The 16,140-nt window shown below is 73.7% G+C and carries 15 protein-coding genes; 8 read left to right on the top strand and 7 right to left on the bottom strand.

Annotation, left to right across the window (positions count from 1 at the left end; translation table 11 throughout):
• The first annotated feature begins 219 nt into the window (after positions 1-219).
• Together KM842_RS00785 and KM842_RS00780 are read left to right on the top strand one after the other, a co-directional pair.
• Entirely contained in the window at positions 220-1,251 is a 1,032-nt protein-coding gene (locus tag KM842_RS00785; protein WP_253206180.1) for a LacI family DNA-binding transcriptional regulator, read from the top strand.
• A gap of 665 nt (positions 1,252-1,916) precedes the next feature.
• Positions 1,917-3,149: an endo-1,4-beta-xylanase gene (locus KM842_RS00780; protein WP_216260039.1), complete on the top strand. Its 1,233-nt coding sequence runs from the start codon at positions 1,917-1,919 to the stop codon at positions 3,147-3,149.
• A gap of 45 nt (positions 3,150-3,194) precedes the next feature.
• On the opposite strand, the gene KM842_RS00775 is transcribed toward KM842_RS00780, so the two are convergent.
• Positions 3,195-4,202, bottom strand: coding sequence for a LacI family DNA-binding transcriptional regulator (locus KM842_RS00775; protein WP_216260037.1), 1,008 nt, complete (start codon positions 4,200-4,202; stop codon positions 3,195-3,197).
• Between the two features lie 93 nt (positions 4,203-4,295).
• Between KM842_RS00775 and KM842_RS00770 the strand changes: the two genes are divergently transcribed.
• Both KM842_RS00770 and KM842_RS15930 read left to right on the top strand, forming a co-directional pair.
• The gene (locus tag KM842_RS00770) at positions 4,296-5,795 is read left to right on the top strand and encodes a hypothetical protein (protein WP_216260035.1); all 1,500 of its coding nucleotides are present in this window, start codon (positions 4,296-4,298) and stop codon (positions 5,793-5,795) included.
• Between the two features lie 32 nt (positions 5,796-5,827).
• Positions 5,828-5,962: a hypothetical protein gene (locus tag KM842_RS15930; protein WP_301183809.1), complete on the top strand. Its 135-nt coding sequence runs from the start codon at positions 5,828-5,830 to the stop codon at positions 5,960-5,962.
• Between the two features lie 143 nt (positions 5,963-6,105).
• On the opposite strand, the gene KM842_RS00765 is transcribed toward KM842_RS15930, so the two are convergent.
• Positions 6,106-6,840 carry an esterase/lipase family protein gene (locus tag KM842_RS00765; RefSeq protein ID WP_367397700.1) on the bottom strand — a complete coding sequence of 245 codons (735 nt, stop codon included), beginning with the start codon at positions 6,838-6,840 and terminating at the stop codon, positions 6,106-6,108.
• Positions 6,837-7,625, bottom strand: a complete 789-nt coding sequence (locus KM842_RS00760) for an alpha/beta fold hydrolase (protein ID WP_216260033.1) — start codon at positions 7,623-7,625, stop codon at positions 6,837-6,839. The genes KM842_RS00765 and KM842_RS00760 overlap by 4 nt, the downstream gene beginning before the upstream one ends.
• Before the next feature lie 282 nt (positions 7,626-7,907).
• On the opposite strand from KM842_RS00760, the gene KM842_RS00755 reads away from it, so the two are divergent.
• Entirely contained in the window at positions 7,908-9,206 is a 1,299-nt protein-coding gene (locus tag KM842_RS00755) for an NAD(P)/FAD-dependent oxidoreductase (RefSeq protein ID WP_216260032.1), read from the top strand.
• 156 nt (positions 9,207-9,362) lie between these two features.
• The gene (locus tag KM842_RS00750; protein WP_216260030.1) at positions 9,363-10,577 is read left to right on the top strand and encodes an acyltransferase family protein; all 1,215 of its coding nucleotides are present in this window, start codon (positions 9,363-9,365) and stop codon (positions 10,575-10,577) included.
• Between the two features lie 181 nt (positions 10,578-10,758).
• On the opposite strand, the gene KM842_RS00745 is transcribed toward KM842_RS00750, so the two are convergent.
• Both KM842_RS00745 and KM842_RS00740 read right to left on the bottom strand, forming a co-directional pair.
• Positions 10,759-11,685, bottom strand: coding sequence for a DUF2382 domain-containing protein (locus KM842_RS00745; RefSeq protein WP_216260028.1), 927 nt, complete (start codon positions 11,683-11,685; stop codon positions 10,759-10,761).
• Positions 11,686-11,782: 97 nt separating this feature from the next.
• Positions 11,783-12,478, bottom strand: a complete 696-nt coding sequence (locus KM842_RS00740) for a hypothetical protein (protein WP_216260026.1) — start codon at positions 12,476-12,478, stop codon at positions 11,783-11,785.
• A gap of 323 nt (positions 12,479-12,801) precedes the next feature.
• Between KM842_RS00740 and KM842_RS00735 the strand changes: the two genes are divergently transcribed.
• Positions 12,802-14,001 (top strand): FAD-dependent oxidoreductase, encoded by a 1,200-nt coding sequence (locus KM842_RS00735; RefSeq protein ID WP_216260024.1) that lies wholly within the window; start codon positions 12,802-12,804, stop codon positions 13,999-14,001.
• A gap of 161 nt (positions 14,002-14,162) precedes the next feature.
• Here the strand turns inward: KM842_RS00735 and KM842_RS00730 are convergent, their stop codons facing one another.
• Positions 14,163-14,726 carry a VanZ family protein gene (locus KM842_RS00730; RefSeq protein WP_216260022.1) on the bottom strand — a complete coding sequence of 188 codons (564 nt, stop codon included), beginning with the start codon at positions 14,724-14,726 and terminating at the stop codon, positions 14,163-14,165.
• Positions 14,727-14,877: 151 nt separating this feature from the next.
• Complete coding sequence (locus KM842_RS00725; RefSeq protein WP_253206179.1) at positions 14,878-15,747, bottom strand: UbiA family prenyltransferase; 870 nt, start codon at positions 15,745-15,747, stop codon at positions 14,878-14,880.
• Between the two features lie 119 nt (positions 15,748-15,866).
• Between KM842_RS00725 and KM842_RS00720 the strand changes: the two genes are divergently transcribed.
• Positions 15,867-16,115, top strand: coding sequence for a hypothetical protein (locus tag KM842_RS00720; RefSeq protein WP_216260019.1), 249 nt, complete (start codon positions 15,867-15,869; stop codon positions 16,113-16,115).
• The last annotated feature ends 25 nt before the right edge of the window (positions 16,116-16,140 follow it).

Raw genomic sequence — 16,140 nt, 5'->3', positions numbered from 1 at the left:
GACATGCGACCGCGAGGCCGCACGGAGAGCATGCCTGGCGCTCCTTCCGCCTGTCAATCGATTTCGATAACGATTTCGGTCCGCTGCGCGCGGTGGCTGCTCCGGGTGGAGGCGCCCGCTGCCGGACATGTCCCACACCGGACCACGCACATGTCGACGCGCGGAACCGACTTCGGCACACGTTGCTGATCCAGCCCCGAGGACGAGTACGGTGTCGACGTGGATGCCATCGCCCGTCCTGCTCCCCCGCCGGGGCGGACCACCATCAGCGATGTCGCGCGGGCAGCCGGCGTCTCGGTGCCGACGGTCTCCAAGGTCATCAACGGGCGTGACGGTGTCGCCGCCGCGACCTCGCAGCGGGTGCTCGCGGTGATCGAGAACCTGGGGTACGAGAGCTCGCTCGTCGCACGCAGCCTCCGCCGCACGCGCACCGACGTCATCGGCATCCTGGTCACCGAGTTCGAGCCGTTCTCGACCGAGCTCCTCAAGGGCATCTCCTCGGCCGCCGACGGCACCGGGTACGAGCTCCTCGCCTACGCCGGACTGGTCAGCGGCGAGGCACGACCAGGCTGGGAACGCCGGTCCCTCTCCCGTCTCGCCGGCACGCTCATCGACGGCGCCATCGTGGTCACGCCGACGACGCTCATGGCGAGCACCCCGATCCCGGTCGTCTCGATCGACCCGCACACCGGCCCCGAGGGGCACGCCGCCATCGACTCGGACAACATCGGCGGGGCACGGGCCGCCACCGAGCACCTGATCGGCCTCGGGCACCGGCGGATCGCGCACATCCGCGGCCGTGCGGACCTGGCCTCGGCCGAACTCCGCGAGATCGGGTACCGCCAGTCGCTCGAGGCCGCCGGGATCCCGTTCGACCCGGCCCTCGTGTGCGTCGGCGACTACCAGACCGCCGCCACCGCCGAGGTCGCCCGCGAATTGCTCTCCCGCCCGGACCGACCCACGGCGGTGTTCGCGGCGAACGACAGCTCCGCGATCGGGGTCCTGCAGGTCGCCGGCGAACTCGGGCTCCGCGTGCCGCAGGACCTGTCCGTGGTCGGCTTCGACGACGTCCCGCAGGCCGCGAACGCCACACCCCCGCTGACGACGGTGGCGCAGCCGTTGCACGACCTCGGTGCCGAGGCACTGCGGATGCTCCTCGAACTCCTCGGCGGCCGCGACGTCCCGGCGCACGTGCAGCTGCCGGCGTCGCTGGTCGTCCGCGCGAGCACCGCGCCGCCGCCCGGCGCCTGAGACGCCGCCGGGCGCGTGAGACGCCGGCGTCTTCGCACGACGCCGCCCCGCCCGCGAGACGCCACCACTTCCGGCAGCGCCACGCCTGGTCGGCGGCGCCGTCGACAGACGGGGGCGTCTCGTCCCCGCATGGCCCACCCGTCGGGAGGCCCGGCGCCCGGCCCGCACGCGCCTCCCGTCCGGCATCCTCGGCGCGCGAGACACCGGCGTCTGCGCATGACGCCGCCCCGCCCGCGAGACACCGCCACTTCCGGCGGGGTCTGGCGTGACCGGCGGCGCGGTCGGCAGACGGGGGCGTCTCCCCCCCCCCCCCCGCATGGCGCGGCAGCACCATGCGGGGGGGGCGTCTCGCCCCCGCACAACCCACCAGACGGGAGGCCCGGTACCCGACCGTTCCGCGCCTCCCGTCCGGCTCCTTGTTGCGCGAGACACCGGCGTCTGCGCGAGACGCCGCTCCACCCGCAAGACGCCGCCACTTCCGGTGGCGTCACGCCTCGTCAGCGGCGCCGTCGGCAGACGGGGGCGTCTCGCCGCGTGGCCCATCCGGCGGGAGTCCAGGGCCCTGCCTGCCCGTGCGTCGGGACGGGCGCCGACACGCAACACCCCCTCGCCTCCGCCGGCCGGACCTGATAAGTTCCCGCTCACAACAAATCGGGAGGCCGTCGATGGCGACGCACCAGGACACAGCACACCGCACGGGCGAAGCCGTCGTGACGGTCACCGACGCGGACGGCACCCCGGTCAGCGGCGCGACGGTCGAGGTGGAGCAGCGGCGGCACGCGTTCGGCTTCGGCAACATCGGCTTCGACTTCGTCGGACTGGCGAACGGCGACCCCGACGTCGGCACCCCGGCGCTCGCGGACCTGTGGCTCGACGTGTTCAACACCGCGACGCTGCCGTTCTACTGGGGTCGCTTCGAACCGGAGCGGGGACGCCCCGACACCGAGCGGCTGCAGCGCACCGCCGCGTGGTTCCGGGACCGCGGGGTCGCGACGAAGGGCCATCCGCTCGTCTGGCACACCGTGCAGCCGGACTGGCTGCTGGGCCTCGACACCGACGAGGTCGAGCGGCTGCAACGGGAACGCATCCGCCGCGAGGTGCGCGACTTCACCGGTCTGGTGGACACATGGGACGCGATCAACGAGGTCGTGATCATGCCGCACTTCACCAACGGCGACAACGCGATCACACCACTGGCCCTGGACCGCGGTCGTCTCGCGATGATCCGGATGGCCGTCGAGGAGGCGCGGACGACCAACCCCGGCGTCACGCTGCTGCTCAACGACTTCGACCTGTCCGACGCGTACGAATGTCTCATCGAGGGCGTCCTCGAGGCCGGGATCCGGATCGACGCCATCGGCCTGCAGACCCACATGCACCAGGGCTACTGGGGCGAGGACACCATGCTCGCGATGGTCGACCGCTTCGCCCGGTACGGCCTCCCGCTGCACCTGACCGAGACCTCGCTCGTGTCCGGCGAGCTCATGCCGGCACACATCGTCGACCTCAACGACCACCAGGTGGCGTCGTGGCCCTCGACCCCGGAGGGCGAGGCACGGCAGGCCGACGAACTCGAACGGCACTACCGCAGCCTGGTCGGCCACCCCGCGGTCGAGGCGATCACCTACTGGGGCATCACCGACGAGGGCGCGTGGCTCGGCGCACCGATCGGGTTGGTGCGTGCGGACGGGACACCGAAGCCGTCGTACGACGCACTCCGACGGCTGGTCAAGGACGAGTGGTGGACCGGCCGGACGACCCTCGTCACCGACGAGGCCGGACGCGTGTCGTTCCGCGGGTTCCGCGGGGAACACGCCGTCCGTGTCGGAGGCGTCGAGACCGCGGTCGAGATCGGCCGCGACGGTCCGGTCGCGGTGCGGGTGACCACCGGCCGCTGACGGTCACGACCCGTTGGCCGACCGTCGGTCCCCGGCGGCAGGTCGTCAGCGCGCCGCGACGCTCGCGCGCTCGACGATCCGGTGCGGCACGACGACGGTCTGCACCGGGGCGTCGCGGTCGGAGATCCGCCGTTCGAGGAGGTCGAGTGCGGCCCCGGCGAAGTCCCGCCGGTCGAAGGACACCGTCGTCAGCGCCGGGATCGCGAACGAGGCCTGGTCGACGTCGTCGAACCCGACCACGCTGACCTGCTCGGGCACGCGGACACCCCGCGCGGCGAGCACGTGCAGCACGCCGAACGCGATCGAGTCCGTGAAGGCGAAGACCGCGTCGGGCAGCGGGTGGTGGTCGAGCCAGTCGGCGAACGTGCGCGCTGCCGAGGCGGTCGTCCACTCCGGCAGCGGGACCCGGAGTGCGGGGTCGACGCGGAGGCCCGTGGCCCGGAGGGCGTCCTCGTACCCGAGCTGCCGCAGCCGCGCCGTCGCCGTGACGCTGTCCTGCCGAGCGGCCCCGACGATCGCGATGCGCCGGTGCCCGCGGTCGAGGAGCATCCCGGTCACCTCGCGCGCCGCCGCCCGGCTGTCGACGTGGACCTGGTCGACGTGTTCGGGCTCGACCTCGCCGATGACGACGGTCGGCGGCAGGCCCTCGGTGGTCGCGAGGGTGCTCGCGCTCAACGACACCGGGTTGAGCACCAGCCCGTCGACCAGGTGCGCCCGGGCCCGCGAGACGAGCTCGCGCTCCCGCTCCGGGTCCTCGGCGGTCTGCTCCAGCTGCACGACGAGACCGCGGTCGTGGGCGAGTTCGACGAACCACCGGGCGACGTCGGCCGAGTAGGCGCTCGACAGCTCGGGCAGCGTGAGGGCGATCGCGCCGGTGCGGCCGTTGCGGAGGCCCCGCGCGGAGAAGTTGGGCACGTAGGCCAGCTCGGCGACGGCGGCCTCGACCCGGGCGCGTGTCTCCGGTCGGACGACGACGCCGCCGTTGACGACGTTCGACACCGTCTTCGGCGACACCCCGGCGAGGGCCGCGACGTCCCGCACGGTCGCTCGCATGACAGCACCGTAGCGCGACGGACGCGGAACACGACGTGCGACATGTGCCACCGCCACGCCCACACCCGCTGCCGGCGCAGTAGCGTCGGCGGCGTGACCGACGTGATCGACCCGACCGACCCGACCGACGTGACCGGTCCGCTCGCCCCGGCCGATCTCCTCGACCCGCTCGACCCGGTCGTCGTCGGGAGCCGGACGATCGTGCCGGACGCCTCACGCCCGGTGGCGGCGGTCCTCGAGGGCGAGCGGTTCGTCCGCTGGATCACGTGGCCGGACGCGGTGCTGCCGTCACGCGCCGTCGACCGCGCCGAAGTCCGACCGAGCCCGACGGGCGCCTGGGTCGTCTACGTGGCCGAGGGCATCGACCTCGCGGAGCGGACGGCGGTGTTCATCACGCCAGAGGGTGTCTCGTGCTCCGTCGACCTGGGCGACCGGCGGCCGATCGGGGACGACGCCGGCGGGCTGTGGATCGGCGACCCGCGCGACGCCTCGACCTGGACGCGCGCGGTGGACGGCCACGACGACGACGAGGCCGCCGACGGGATGGACACCATCGACCCGGAGACCCTCGAGTGGGCCCCCGCCGGACCGTTCTGGCCGGACCGAGACACGTGGACCGAGCCGGACGAGCCGGACGAGTCGCACGACCACTACCACGAGGACGACGGACTCGACGCCCGGGACCCGGACGAGGACGACCCGGACGACGACACCGACGACGACCCCGACGGCCCGTCCGTCGTGATGACCGCCTCGCAGTGGTCCTTCCGCGTGGGGTACCCCGAGGAGGACGCGGGCGTCGACGACCCGGACGGGGAGCGCGAGCACGAGCCCGCGCCGGAGGACGCACCCGCCGTCCCGCTCGACACCCCGCCCACCGAGGTCGTCCGCATCGGTCACGACGGGGTCCGGACCCCGGTGCAGGTCGACCACCTCGTCGACGCCGTGCATGTCGAGGGCGACCGGATGACCCTCCGGTTCCACCCCACCGGTCCGCGGCTCCTCGCCGCCGCGTACGGCGGCTGGGACACGCACTACGAGCCACGCGAGGTGCACGTCGACGTGTCCGACGGCTTCCCCGCCTCCGTGGCGACGGCGGACCTCCCGTCCACCCCCGTGGTCGAGGACACCGACGACGACGCCTGGGCCGCGGACGAGGAGGAGCTCGACGCCCGACGCGCCCCCTTCGTCGGGCGGTTCGACCTGTCGGGCGTGGCGGGCGCCTCCTGGCAGATGGTCGAACCGTCCGCCGAGGCCGTCGCCGCGAGCACCGCGGCGCTCCGGGACGCGTTCACCGGCCTCGGCGACCCGGGCGTGATGTGGACCGCCGACTCCGACGAGCTCCGGCGGTCCCGGAGTGCCCACCGGGCGGTCGAGGTGACCGTCGAGGGCACCTGGCCGGACACCGAGGTCGTCGTCTCGTTCGAGCACACCGACGTGCCGTTCCTCCGTCTTCGTCGCCGCTACCGGGTGTTCGACGCCAGTGGCCGCCCGAACGACTGGGGGTACGTCACCGTGTACCTGGAAGAGGACATCGCCACCGGGGACATCCCGCCTCGGAGCGCCGCGGTGGACGGCGTCCTCGACATCTGAGCGGTTCAGCGCGCTCGCGGCACGGACCCGTCGTGCAGCGCCGGCAGCGGTCGGTCGGTGTCTCGGCCGAGGAGGCGCGGGCCGCCCGTGCGTTCCTCACGCGGATCACCGAGGCGGCGGCAGCGGCGAACACCCGGCTCACCGAGCGGGCACGCACGGCGCGCTGACGGCCGCGACCGTCACGCACGCCGCAGCGACGGGCGCGGCGGGAGACGGGCGCGGCAGGAGACGGGAGCGGCAGGCGGCGGACGCGGCAGGCGGCGGACGCGGCGGACGACCGGCGAGGCGGACGATCGGCGACGCCCGGAGGTCAGTCCCCGTCCGCCGCGCGCAGGACCGCCACCGCGGTCCGCCGGTCCGCGAGGATCCGGAAGTGCCCGCCGACCTCGAGCTCCACGTTCGTCGCCCCGGCCAGCTCGCAGCCGCCGGGGATGAGGGTGTCGTACACGCCGTACACCGACGTGATCCGGGCGTTCGCGTCGAGCTCCCGGGCCAGCCCGGCGAGCACGGGGTCGGCGGCACGGAAGACCCGGAGGTGGCGCACCGGCGCCAGGACGGCGTACCGCGAACCGGCGAACGGCGTCGACACCGCGACCATCCGGTCGATCCGGCCGTGCGGGTCGAGCCGTGTCATCGCGTACTTCCCGATCAGCCCGCCCTTGCTGTGGGCGACGACGAGCACGCCCCGCAGGTCGTGCTCGTCGAGGTACGCCATCACCGCCTCCGCCGACACCGGCACGGGTCGGACGTTGTGGCGCAGGCCGGTCAGCACGTGCACCGGGTGGCCCCGGTCGTGCAGGACGTCCATCAGCGGACGCATGAAGTGCCAGGTCTCGTAGACACCGGGGATCACGACGACGGCCTGCCGGTCGCCGGTCCGGTAGTCGTCGGCCGTGGTCGGGCCGAGGCTCCGGACCTGCCAGATCCCGGCGTACACCCAGTCCTGGACCGCCCACCGCGCTCGCCGGACGAGTCCGACCCGGACGGGAGGCACGCCTGCCGCCGCGTCCGTCGACTCGGCCGGGCGCACGGTCGGGTCCGTCACAGCGCGACCTCGTCCCGCGACGCCTGCAGGGTCTGCACCCGGCGGAACTCGTCCACGAGCCGCGCGACCGCGATCGGCTGCCGCTCCTGCACGTGGTGCGGCCCGGGCAGCTCGACGAGCGCACCCTCTGCGGCGGCGGCCACGACCCGTTCCGCCCAGTCGTGTCGGGACACCGGGTCCTGCAGTCCGCGGATGACGAGCACCGGCACGGTGAGTCCGCGCACCCGCTCGATCATCCGGTAGTCGCGCATCGGCCGGAGCTCACGGAGGTACTGCGCCGCACCGCGGACGTAGTCGGTGAAGACCACGCCGTTCATACGAACGCCCTCGACCACGCAGTCGACGGTGAGCGCGGCGGCCAGTCGGACGAGCGAGCGGCGGCGGTCGTCGACGACGGGGCCGACCAGCACGACCGAGGTGACGACGTCCGGGTGGCGGAGCCCGGCCTCGACGGCGATCTGCGCCCCCATCGACTGTCCGAGGACGACGAGGTCCCCGGCACCACGGGCGGTGACCGCGCGGACGACGAGGTCGGCGTACTCGTGCTCCTCGAGCCGGCGACCCGCGTACGACTGCCCGCCGAAGCCCGGCAGGTCGACGGCCACGGTGCGGTGCGTGCGGGACAGTGCTGCCTGCACCCGACGGAAGGACCGGTGCGACATCCCGATGCCGTGCACCAGGACGATCGTGGGCGCGAACGCGTCCCGGACCCGTCCGGCCGGCGCGACCGTCCGCAACCGGACGCCGTGGCCGTCGACCCGGACCGTCTCGATGTGCGCTCGCATGCCCCGAGACTATGCCGGTCCCGCCCCCGGGCCTGGGAACGATCCGCAGGGCGGGGTCAGCGGCGTCTTCGACTCCTGCAAGGTCGGCGCGGTGCACTGCCGGCATGACCGACACGAACCACGACACCTCTCGCACCGGAGGCGGTGCCGAGCGCCCGCAGCGGGGCGGCTGACCCGACGGGGCGACCCGCGCCTCCCGGCTGCCCGCCGGGGTGGACGGCGAGGCCGCGCGATCGGCGTAGCCTTCTGGGTGGCCTTGACCGCACGACCCCGGAGCTCACCATGCCGCAGGACACCCGCCCGCACGTCGTCATCGTCGGCGGTGGATTCGCCGGGATCGCCGCGATGCGCGAGCTCAAGGACGCTCCGGTGCGGGTGACGCTGGTCGACCGGCACGTCTACAACATGTTCCAGCCGCTCATGTACCAGGTGGCGACGGGCGGCCTGAACGCCGGCGACGTGACGTACTTCCTCCGCAGCCTCCGCGCGCGGCAGTCGAACGCGGACTTCCGGCACGGGCTCCTCACCGGCATCCGGCACGACGAGCGCATCGCCGAGATGTCGGACGGCGAGCACCTGCACTACGACTACCTCGTCCTGGCCAACGGCGTGAACACGAGCTACTTCGGGACGCCGGGCGCCTACGAGTACGCGTACTCCATGTACTCCCGCTCGCAGGCGCTCCGGATCCGCGACGAGCTGTTCACCCGTCTCGAGCAGGCAGCCGCCAAGCAGGGCCCGGACGAGATCCGCGTGGTGATCGTCGGTGGCGGCGCGACCGGCGTCGAGATGGCCGGTGCGCTCGCCGAGCTCCGCGACCAGGCGCTCGTCGGGGCCTACCCGGAGATCGAGCGCGGCAACATCTCGATCACCCTCGTGCACCGCAGCGGCGAGCTCCTCAAGCCGTTCGCCCCGCGCCTGCGCCGGTACGCGGCGAAGATCCTGCGGAAGCGCGGCGTCGTGCTGCGCCTGAACGCCGGTGTCGAGGAGGTCATGCCCGACGGCGTCCGGCTGGCAAGCGGCGAGGTCATCCCCGCGTCCCAGGTCATCTGGGCGACGGGTGTCGCCGCGCACAAGGAGGTCGGCAACTGGGGCCTCCCGCAGACCCACGGCGGGCGCATCCAGGTGAACGACGACCTGAGCGTCAAGGGTGTGGACCGGGTCTTCTCGGCCGGTGACATCGCCGCCCAGGACGACGCCCTCGCGCAGCTCGCCCAGCCGGCACTGCAGGGCGGGAAGCACGCCGCCGAGCAGATCAAGCGACTCATCGCGGGCAAGTCGACCGAGCGCTTCAAGTACTTCGACAAGGGCACCATGGCCACGATCGGCACGAACGCCGCGGTCGCCCAGCTGCGCGGCGGCATCACGATGGTCGGCCCGGTCGCCTGGGCCGCGTGGGTCTTCGTCCACATCACGAGCCTGCTCGGCAACGGCAACCGCATGTCGACGCTCACCCACTTCTTCGTCCGGTACGTCTGGTTCATGCGGAAGCGCTCGATCCCGATCGTCGGCGACGTCCGCCCGGTGCGCCCGAACGGCGACCGCGAGCCGGAGCCCTGGCAGCTGCAGAAGGCGGAGTAGCCGCCGCCCAACGGACGGGAGGCACGTGGGGACGTCCCCACGTGCCTCCCGTCCGTCGTCGCTGCGGTCGTCCGCTCCGCGCGGCCCGGCCCGGACCTGAGAGAGCGATCCGGCAGCACTGAGGCGCTTCTTGGCCGCCGGGAGCAGACTGGCGTGATGACCCGGACAGCAGCCCCGGTGACCACCGCGACCACGACGGGGACCGCACCCGCGCCCGCCGGCGTCGCCGCCGCGACGGGTCACGGACCGGCCCGGACCCCGCGCGCCGGTCGTGCCCTCGCACTGGACGGGCTGCGCACGGTCGCGATCGTCGCGGTGATCCTGTACCACCTGCACGTCCCGCAGTTCGAGGGCGGCTGGATCGGCGTCACGGTGTTCTTCGTGCTGTCCGGCTACCTGATCTCGACGCTGCTGCTGCGCGAGCGGGACAAGACGGGCACGATCCGTCTCGGGTCCTTCTGGTGGAAGCGGCTGCTGCGGCTGTACCCGGCACTCGTCGCGCTCGTCGTGGCCGGGCTCCTGCTCTGGAACTGGGTCGGCGACTACAAGGGCGCGTCGTTCTCGGCGGGTGAGGCCGCGTTCATCGCCCTCACCTACACGGGCAACCTCTACCGGTCGTTCTGGGACACCACGCAGGGCGTCTTCGCGCACACGTGGAGCCTCTCGATGGAGGAGCAGTTCTACCTCGTGTGGCCGCCCGTGCTCCTGCTCCTGCTGTCCCTCGGCCGTCGCCGCCGTGCGCTCGTGGCCGGCCTGTCCGTGGTCGTCGTGGCCGCGTCGGCAGCGTCGTGGCTGAGCTACCGCACCCCGTCCGGCGGGTCGACCCCGGACGTGTACTTCTCCCCCGTGCTCGGCGTCGTGCCGCTCGCCACCGGGTGCCTGCTCGCGCTCCTGCTCGACGACGAGCGCGTGCGGTCGTTCGCCGCGGGCATCGCCGGGCACGTCGGCACCTGGGTCGGCGCGGCGGTCGTCGTGGGCGTGCAGTTCTGGATCACCGACGACTGGACCGAGCACGCCTGGACGTTCGGTCTGCTCATGCCGGCGACGGGGCTCTTCACGGCGGTGCTCATCGGCGGGCTCGTGTCGGTCCGCACCCCGGTGTCGGCCGCCCTCTCGTGGGCCCCGGTCGCCTGGTTCGGCCGCCGGGTGTCGTACTCTGCGTACCTCTGGCACCCGCTCGTCATCGCGCTGCTCGGGACCTTCGCCATCGGGTGGCTCGGCAACGTGTGGCTGTTCGCGGTGGCCGTCGTCGTGTCCATCGGGGCGGCGTACGCGGTCGAGGTGCCGGTCGAGAAGCTCCGCAACCGGGCACGTGAGGCCCACCGCCTGGTCGCCGAGGACCGCGCGGCCCGCAGCGCAGCGACCGGCTGACCCGCGGATCCTCTGGCCCGCTGGCCCGGTGGCCCGGTGGCCCGCCTGCCTACCGGCCCGCCAGCCGGGCCGGCCAGCCGGCCCGCCCGCCCGCTGGCGCGCTGGCCGTGGTCGTCGCCACGACGGACGGGAGGCCCGGTGCCGTCCGGCACCGGGCCTCCCGTGTGGAGTGTCGCTGGACTCAGCGGCGGTTCGTGCCGTCCTCGTCGAGCTCGATCTCCTCGTGCGCGACCTCTTCCGAGACCTGCTGCTGCTCGGTGACGGTCTCGGTACCGAGGCGGACGCGCTCGACCGGGACGGTCTCCTTGTCGACGACGACGCGCTCCTCGGAGAGGGTCACCTCGTGCTCCTCCTCGGACAGGGCCGGGCCGTCGGTCGCTGCGCCGACGTTGCCGTCGGTGATCGGCTCGGTCTCGACGCGGAGCTCCTCGTGCTGCACCGGCACGGTGACGTTCTGCTGCTCGGTGACCACGTGCTTGCGGAGGCGGGCGCGGCCCGTCTGGACGTTCTGCGTCCCGACGTTGAGGTGCTCCTCCGAGCGGGTCATCGCGTCGTCGGTGTTCGCACCCGAGGTGTCGTGACCGGCGCTGCGCGTCGTGTCGGTGACGTCGCCGCCCACGACTCCCGTCGCGTCGGCGCTGGTGTCGTAGCCGGCGGCACCGTCGGTGCGGCTGTCGGTGGCCGACGTCGTGCTGCCGGTCGCCGTGTGCGCCGAGGCCGGGTCGGTCGGGGTGAGGTCCGGGTCGACGCCGACGGTGTCGTCGGTGTGGGTCGAGGTCGTGCCCGTGCTGCTGCCGCCGCCGATGCCGTAGTGGTCGAAGATGCGGTCCTGCTCGTCGTCGCTGAGGTCGCCGTCGGCATCGATGCGCGGTGCGTCCTTGATGCGGTCCTTGTCGTAGGCGACACGGAGCTCGTCGCCGGTGAGGTCCGCGCCCTCGAGCGGGACGAACGACTCGGAGGTGCCGAAGAGGCCCGTCGAGACGCTGGCGAACAGGGGGTGGCCGTCGTTGTGGTCGACGTACACCTGCTTGACGGTGCCGACCTTCTGGCCGTCCGGGTCGATGACCTTCGCGTCGAAGACGCTGTTGATGTTGTTCGAGTCGATCATGGTCGTTCCCTTCGTCGTGCGGCGGTTTCGGTGAGGTGGTGCAGTCTGTGGGGTCGGCCCGGGCTCGGCGAGCCGGACCGACGCGGTCGGCTCGGGGTCAGCGGCCGAGACCGACGCGGTCGACCTTGCGGTGGTAGCGCATGCCGGCCAGGCCACCGAGGACGGCGCCGACCAGGCTGATCAGGGCGACGACGACGAGCGTGATGATGCCCGTCACGGTGAGGGTGCCCTCGTCCACGGGGATGCGCGGGAAGCTGTTCAGGTTCCCGAGCACGTTGAACTGTGCGCCGGCGATCGCGGTGACGATCGCCACGACGATCGCGATGACGACGGCCCAGATCCAGACCGCGACGCCCTGCTTGGCGCCGGAGAACCGGGCCATGCGACCGGCGACGTAGCCGCCTGCGTAGTACGCGACGAAGAGGATCACGGCGAGGGCGATCGCGCCGACGATGCCGATGACGTCACCGTTCTGCGTGACGTCCTTCGCGGCGTCGTCGACGTCGCCGCCGTTCTGGCCGAGGCCGACGCCCGCGCCGATCGCGCTGAGAATCGCCGTGAGGATGACCGCGGTGCCGGTGGCGGTGAGCCAGCCGAAGAACGCGGAGCCCCACTTGAAGCCGGAGAACTCCTCCTTCTCGCGCTCGAGGACGCTCTCGCGCTGCGTGGCGCCGCGCTCGGCGGGGACCGCGCGGGTCGGGCCGGTGCCGTCGGCGTCCGGGTGGTCCCGGCGCGGGTGGTCGTGCCCGTCCTGGTCGCGCAGCGGCCGGGTGTCGTCGTCGGGTGTGCTCATCACTGTCTCCTGGCGCTGGTGCTCGCGCCGGCGGCTGCCGGCGTTCCGTCGCTGGTGACGGAACTCGGGACCGCATGGGAGCGCGGGCAGACGCAGCAGGTCGTGCGGTTCCCGGACAGTCGACGGGTCGGCTCAGGCCTCCGTCGTGCCGACCGTCACGCGCCGCACGGCGGGCGCGGCCGCGGCGGCGATGTGGCGACGACGATGAGCACGGCACCCACGGCGTGGTCGTCACACCGCACCGGCACGACCGTCGACGCACTCCTCGGGGGCCGCGGCCCTGGCTGCGCCGGCGCGCCCGTCCCCCTGCGTAGGCTCGGTGCGTGACCACGGACCGCACGGACGTCCTCGTCGTCGGCGGTGGACCGGTCGGCCTGTTCCTCGGCGCGCTCCTGGCCGCGCGGGGAACCGCCGTGCGGGTGTGGGAACGCCGCACCAGCGACCCGGTCGGCTCCCGCGCGATCGGCATCCACCCGCCGTCGCTCGACGCCTTCGCCGCGGTCGGCCTCACGCAGGCGGTGCTCGACGAGGCCGTCCTCGTGCGGACCGGGGTCGCCCGGAGCCGCGGGCGGGTCCTCGGCACGCTGTCGTTCGCCGGCGCCTCGGACACGCACCCCTACGTCGCGACGCTCGACCAGCACCGCACCGAGCACCTGCTCCGTGCCCGACTGCAGGCCACCGCACCGGATGCGCTGCGCACCGGCACCGCCCTCGTCGACCTGGACCGCCACCCCGACCACGTCGTCGCGACCGGCACGGACCGGGACGGCAGCCCCGTCACCGTCCGCGCGTCCTTCGTCGTCGGCGCGGACGGCGCCCGCAGCGTCGTCCGCGACCTGCTCGGCGTCGGCACGACCGGGCGGGACTACCCGGACCGCTACGTGATGGGCGACTTCGCCGACCCGGAGGCCGACGACGACCGCTCGGCCGCCCTCGTCGACGTGGGCTCGTCGGGCGTCCTGGAGTCCTTCCCGCTCCCCCACGGTCGGCGACGGTACGTCGCGCTGCTGCCCGACGGCGACCCCCTGGCGGACCCGGCCGGCTCGGTGTCCGCAGCCGACGGGCCGGACGCGCACCGGGCCTCCCGGCTGGCGTCCGTCGTCCGCGACCGCACCGGCGTCGCACCGGACCCGGCCACGTGCTCGATGCTCAGCGCGTTCGGTGTGCGCCGCCGCACCGCCGACCGCGTCGGCGTGGGCCGCGTCGTCCTGGTCGGCGACGCCGCCCACGAGATCAGCCCGATCGGCGGGCAGGGCATGAACCTCGGCTGGCTGGACGCCGCCGACCTCGCACCGCTGCTCGCCGAGGCGGTGCGCAGCGACGCGGCCGGGCCGTGGCCCGCGTACGCACGCCGACGACAGGCGGCGGCCCGACGGGCCGGGCGGCAGGCCGAGGCGAACATGGCCCTCGGACGCGCGGTCCCCGGCGTGGTCGGCGTCGGCCGGGAGGCGCTGCTCCGGTCCGTCCTGTCCCTCCCGACGTCGGGGGTGCTCGCCCGGCTCTACGCGATGGCCTGGGCCTAGGGGCGCTGGGTCTGCTGGGCGTGCTGGGCCGGTGGTACGGGCCCGTCTGGTCGGGACGCCGCCATCCCGTCGAGACGCCGCTATGCAGTCGAGACTCCGCTGAAGGTGGCGGCGTCTCGGGCATCCCGAGGCGTCTCGGGCAGACGCCGTCGTCGGGCTGGTCACCGCGCGCGCGGAACCGCCGCTCGTGGCGTCCAGCGGAACCGCTCGACCAGGGCGTCGGTGCCGGGCAGCCGCACCAGCAGCGTGTACAGCGCGAACCCCACGCCTGCGCCGACGACGTTCCACAGCCAGTCGTCCACGTCCGCGACGTGTCCGCCCCCGGCGACGCGGGCGGTGACGAGCTGGGTGAGCTCGATGACGAGGCTGATCCCGGCGGCGGTCGCCAGCACGCGCCACCACGTCGGACGGGCGAGCAGGAGCGGCACGAGCACGCCGATCGGCAGGAAGACCAGCACGTTCGTCACCGCGTCGCCGACCTCGTAGTCCACGAACGGCACGAGGACGAGCGGCAGTGTGCCCGAGTCCGCACCGCCGACCCGGTGGAGGAAGACCGGGAACACCGTGTTCGCCACGACACCGGCCGCGTACACCGCGACGGCGGCGGCCACGGCTGCACGCGGGAACGAGAAGCGGCGCCTGGCGAGCAGGACCGACACCAGCGCCACGAACACCACGATGCCGAGTGGCACCACCACCGGCAGCACCGGGACCGCATCGCCCACGTCGTCCTCGTTCCCGTTCGCGTTCGCCGGCGCGGACGGCCGGGACCGTCCGAGGGTACCGGGCCCGGGGCGTGCCGAGCACCCCTGCCGTCACCGGTCGTCGGCGGTCTGCTCCGGTCGGCTCCGGTCCGCGCGCTCGTCGCCGGACGGGTCAGGCGACGAGGGCCGCGCCCGCGAAGCCGAGCTCGACCACCAGCACGAGCGACGACGCGATCACGAGCCGGAACAGCGTGCGGGTCGGCGGTCCGGTGAGCACGAGCCGCACCCCGACGACCGCCAGCACGACCACGACGAGCGCCCCCAGCACGGCGAGCACGGCGCCGACACCCTGCACGGGGTCGTCGCCGCCGAGCTGCCCGACGAGCACGAGGACGGCCGCCACGACGAGCGAGCCGAACGCCACGATCCCGGACGCGTGCAGTCCGAGCCGGTGCGGGAACCCCCGCACACCGGTCGCCGCGTCGTCGACCAGGTCGGGCAGCACGTTGGTGCAGTGGATCGCGACGCCGAACACCGCGCCGGTCGCGATCGCCCACGCCGCCGGCCACCTCCCGTCGGGCCCCGCGGCGACGGCCACGACGGGCAGCAGCCCGAACGCGACGACGAAGGGCGCGACCGACCAGACGCTGCGCTTCAGGCCGGCGTCGTAGGCCCATCCCGCGGCGACGAGGACGACGTGTGCGACCGCGGCGACCGGCCCGAGGAACAGCGAGAGCACGACGGCGACCGCGGCGGTCACGACGGCCGCGGCCCGGACCGTCCCGACGGCGATGAGCCCGCGCGCCACCGGCTTGTCGCTCCGACCGACGGCCCGGTCACGGTCGGCGTCGATCCAGTCGTTCGCGAGGCCGATGGACAGCTGTCCGGCGACCACGGCGAGCGCCACGAGCACGACGACACTGACCGGGTGCCCGACGGCGGTGGCGATCACGGTGGCGAGGACCGTCACGGTCACGGTCGGCCCGGGGTGCGAGGACGCGAACAGCAGGCGGAGGGTCGAGGGCCTGCGGGGAGGGGTCACGGTGCCAGCGTACGGAGCGGGCGTGCGCGCGGTCGCCAGGAGCCATGCTGCGAGCGGCATGTGGTCGGGAGGACGTGTGGCACACTCCTCCCCACCACCACACGGAGGAGACCCCAACCATGACCCGAGCGCACCGGCTCCACGTCCTCAGCACCGTCCTCCTCGCCGTCGGCTTCGCCGGGGTCGCCTGGATGCTCCTGTACAGCAGCTTCGGCCCTGTCGGGGTGCCGATCGGACTCGCGCTGCTGATGCCGCTGTTCCTCCTCGCCGGACTCGTCGGGCTCGTCCTCGGTGTGGTCGCCGTCGTCCTCGGACGGCGCGACCGCCGGACCCCGCGGCGACCCGGACCGCTGCCCGTCCGTTCCTGACCCGGACCGAACCCGCCGGCACCGG

Source organism: Curtobacterium sp. L6-1, assembly GCF_018885305.1.
GTDB classification, from domain to species: domain Bacteria; phylum Actinomycetota; class Actinomycetes; order Actinomycetales; family Microbacteriaceae; genus Curtobacterium; species Curtobacterium aetherium.
Note: the sequence above shows the minus strand (reverse complement) of the source record. Positions and strands in the feature narration are given on the sequence as shown.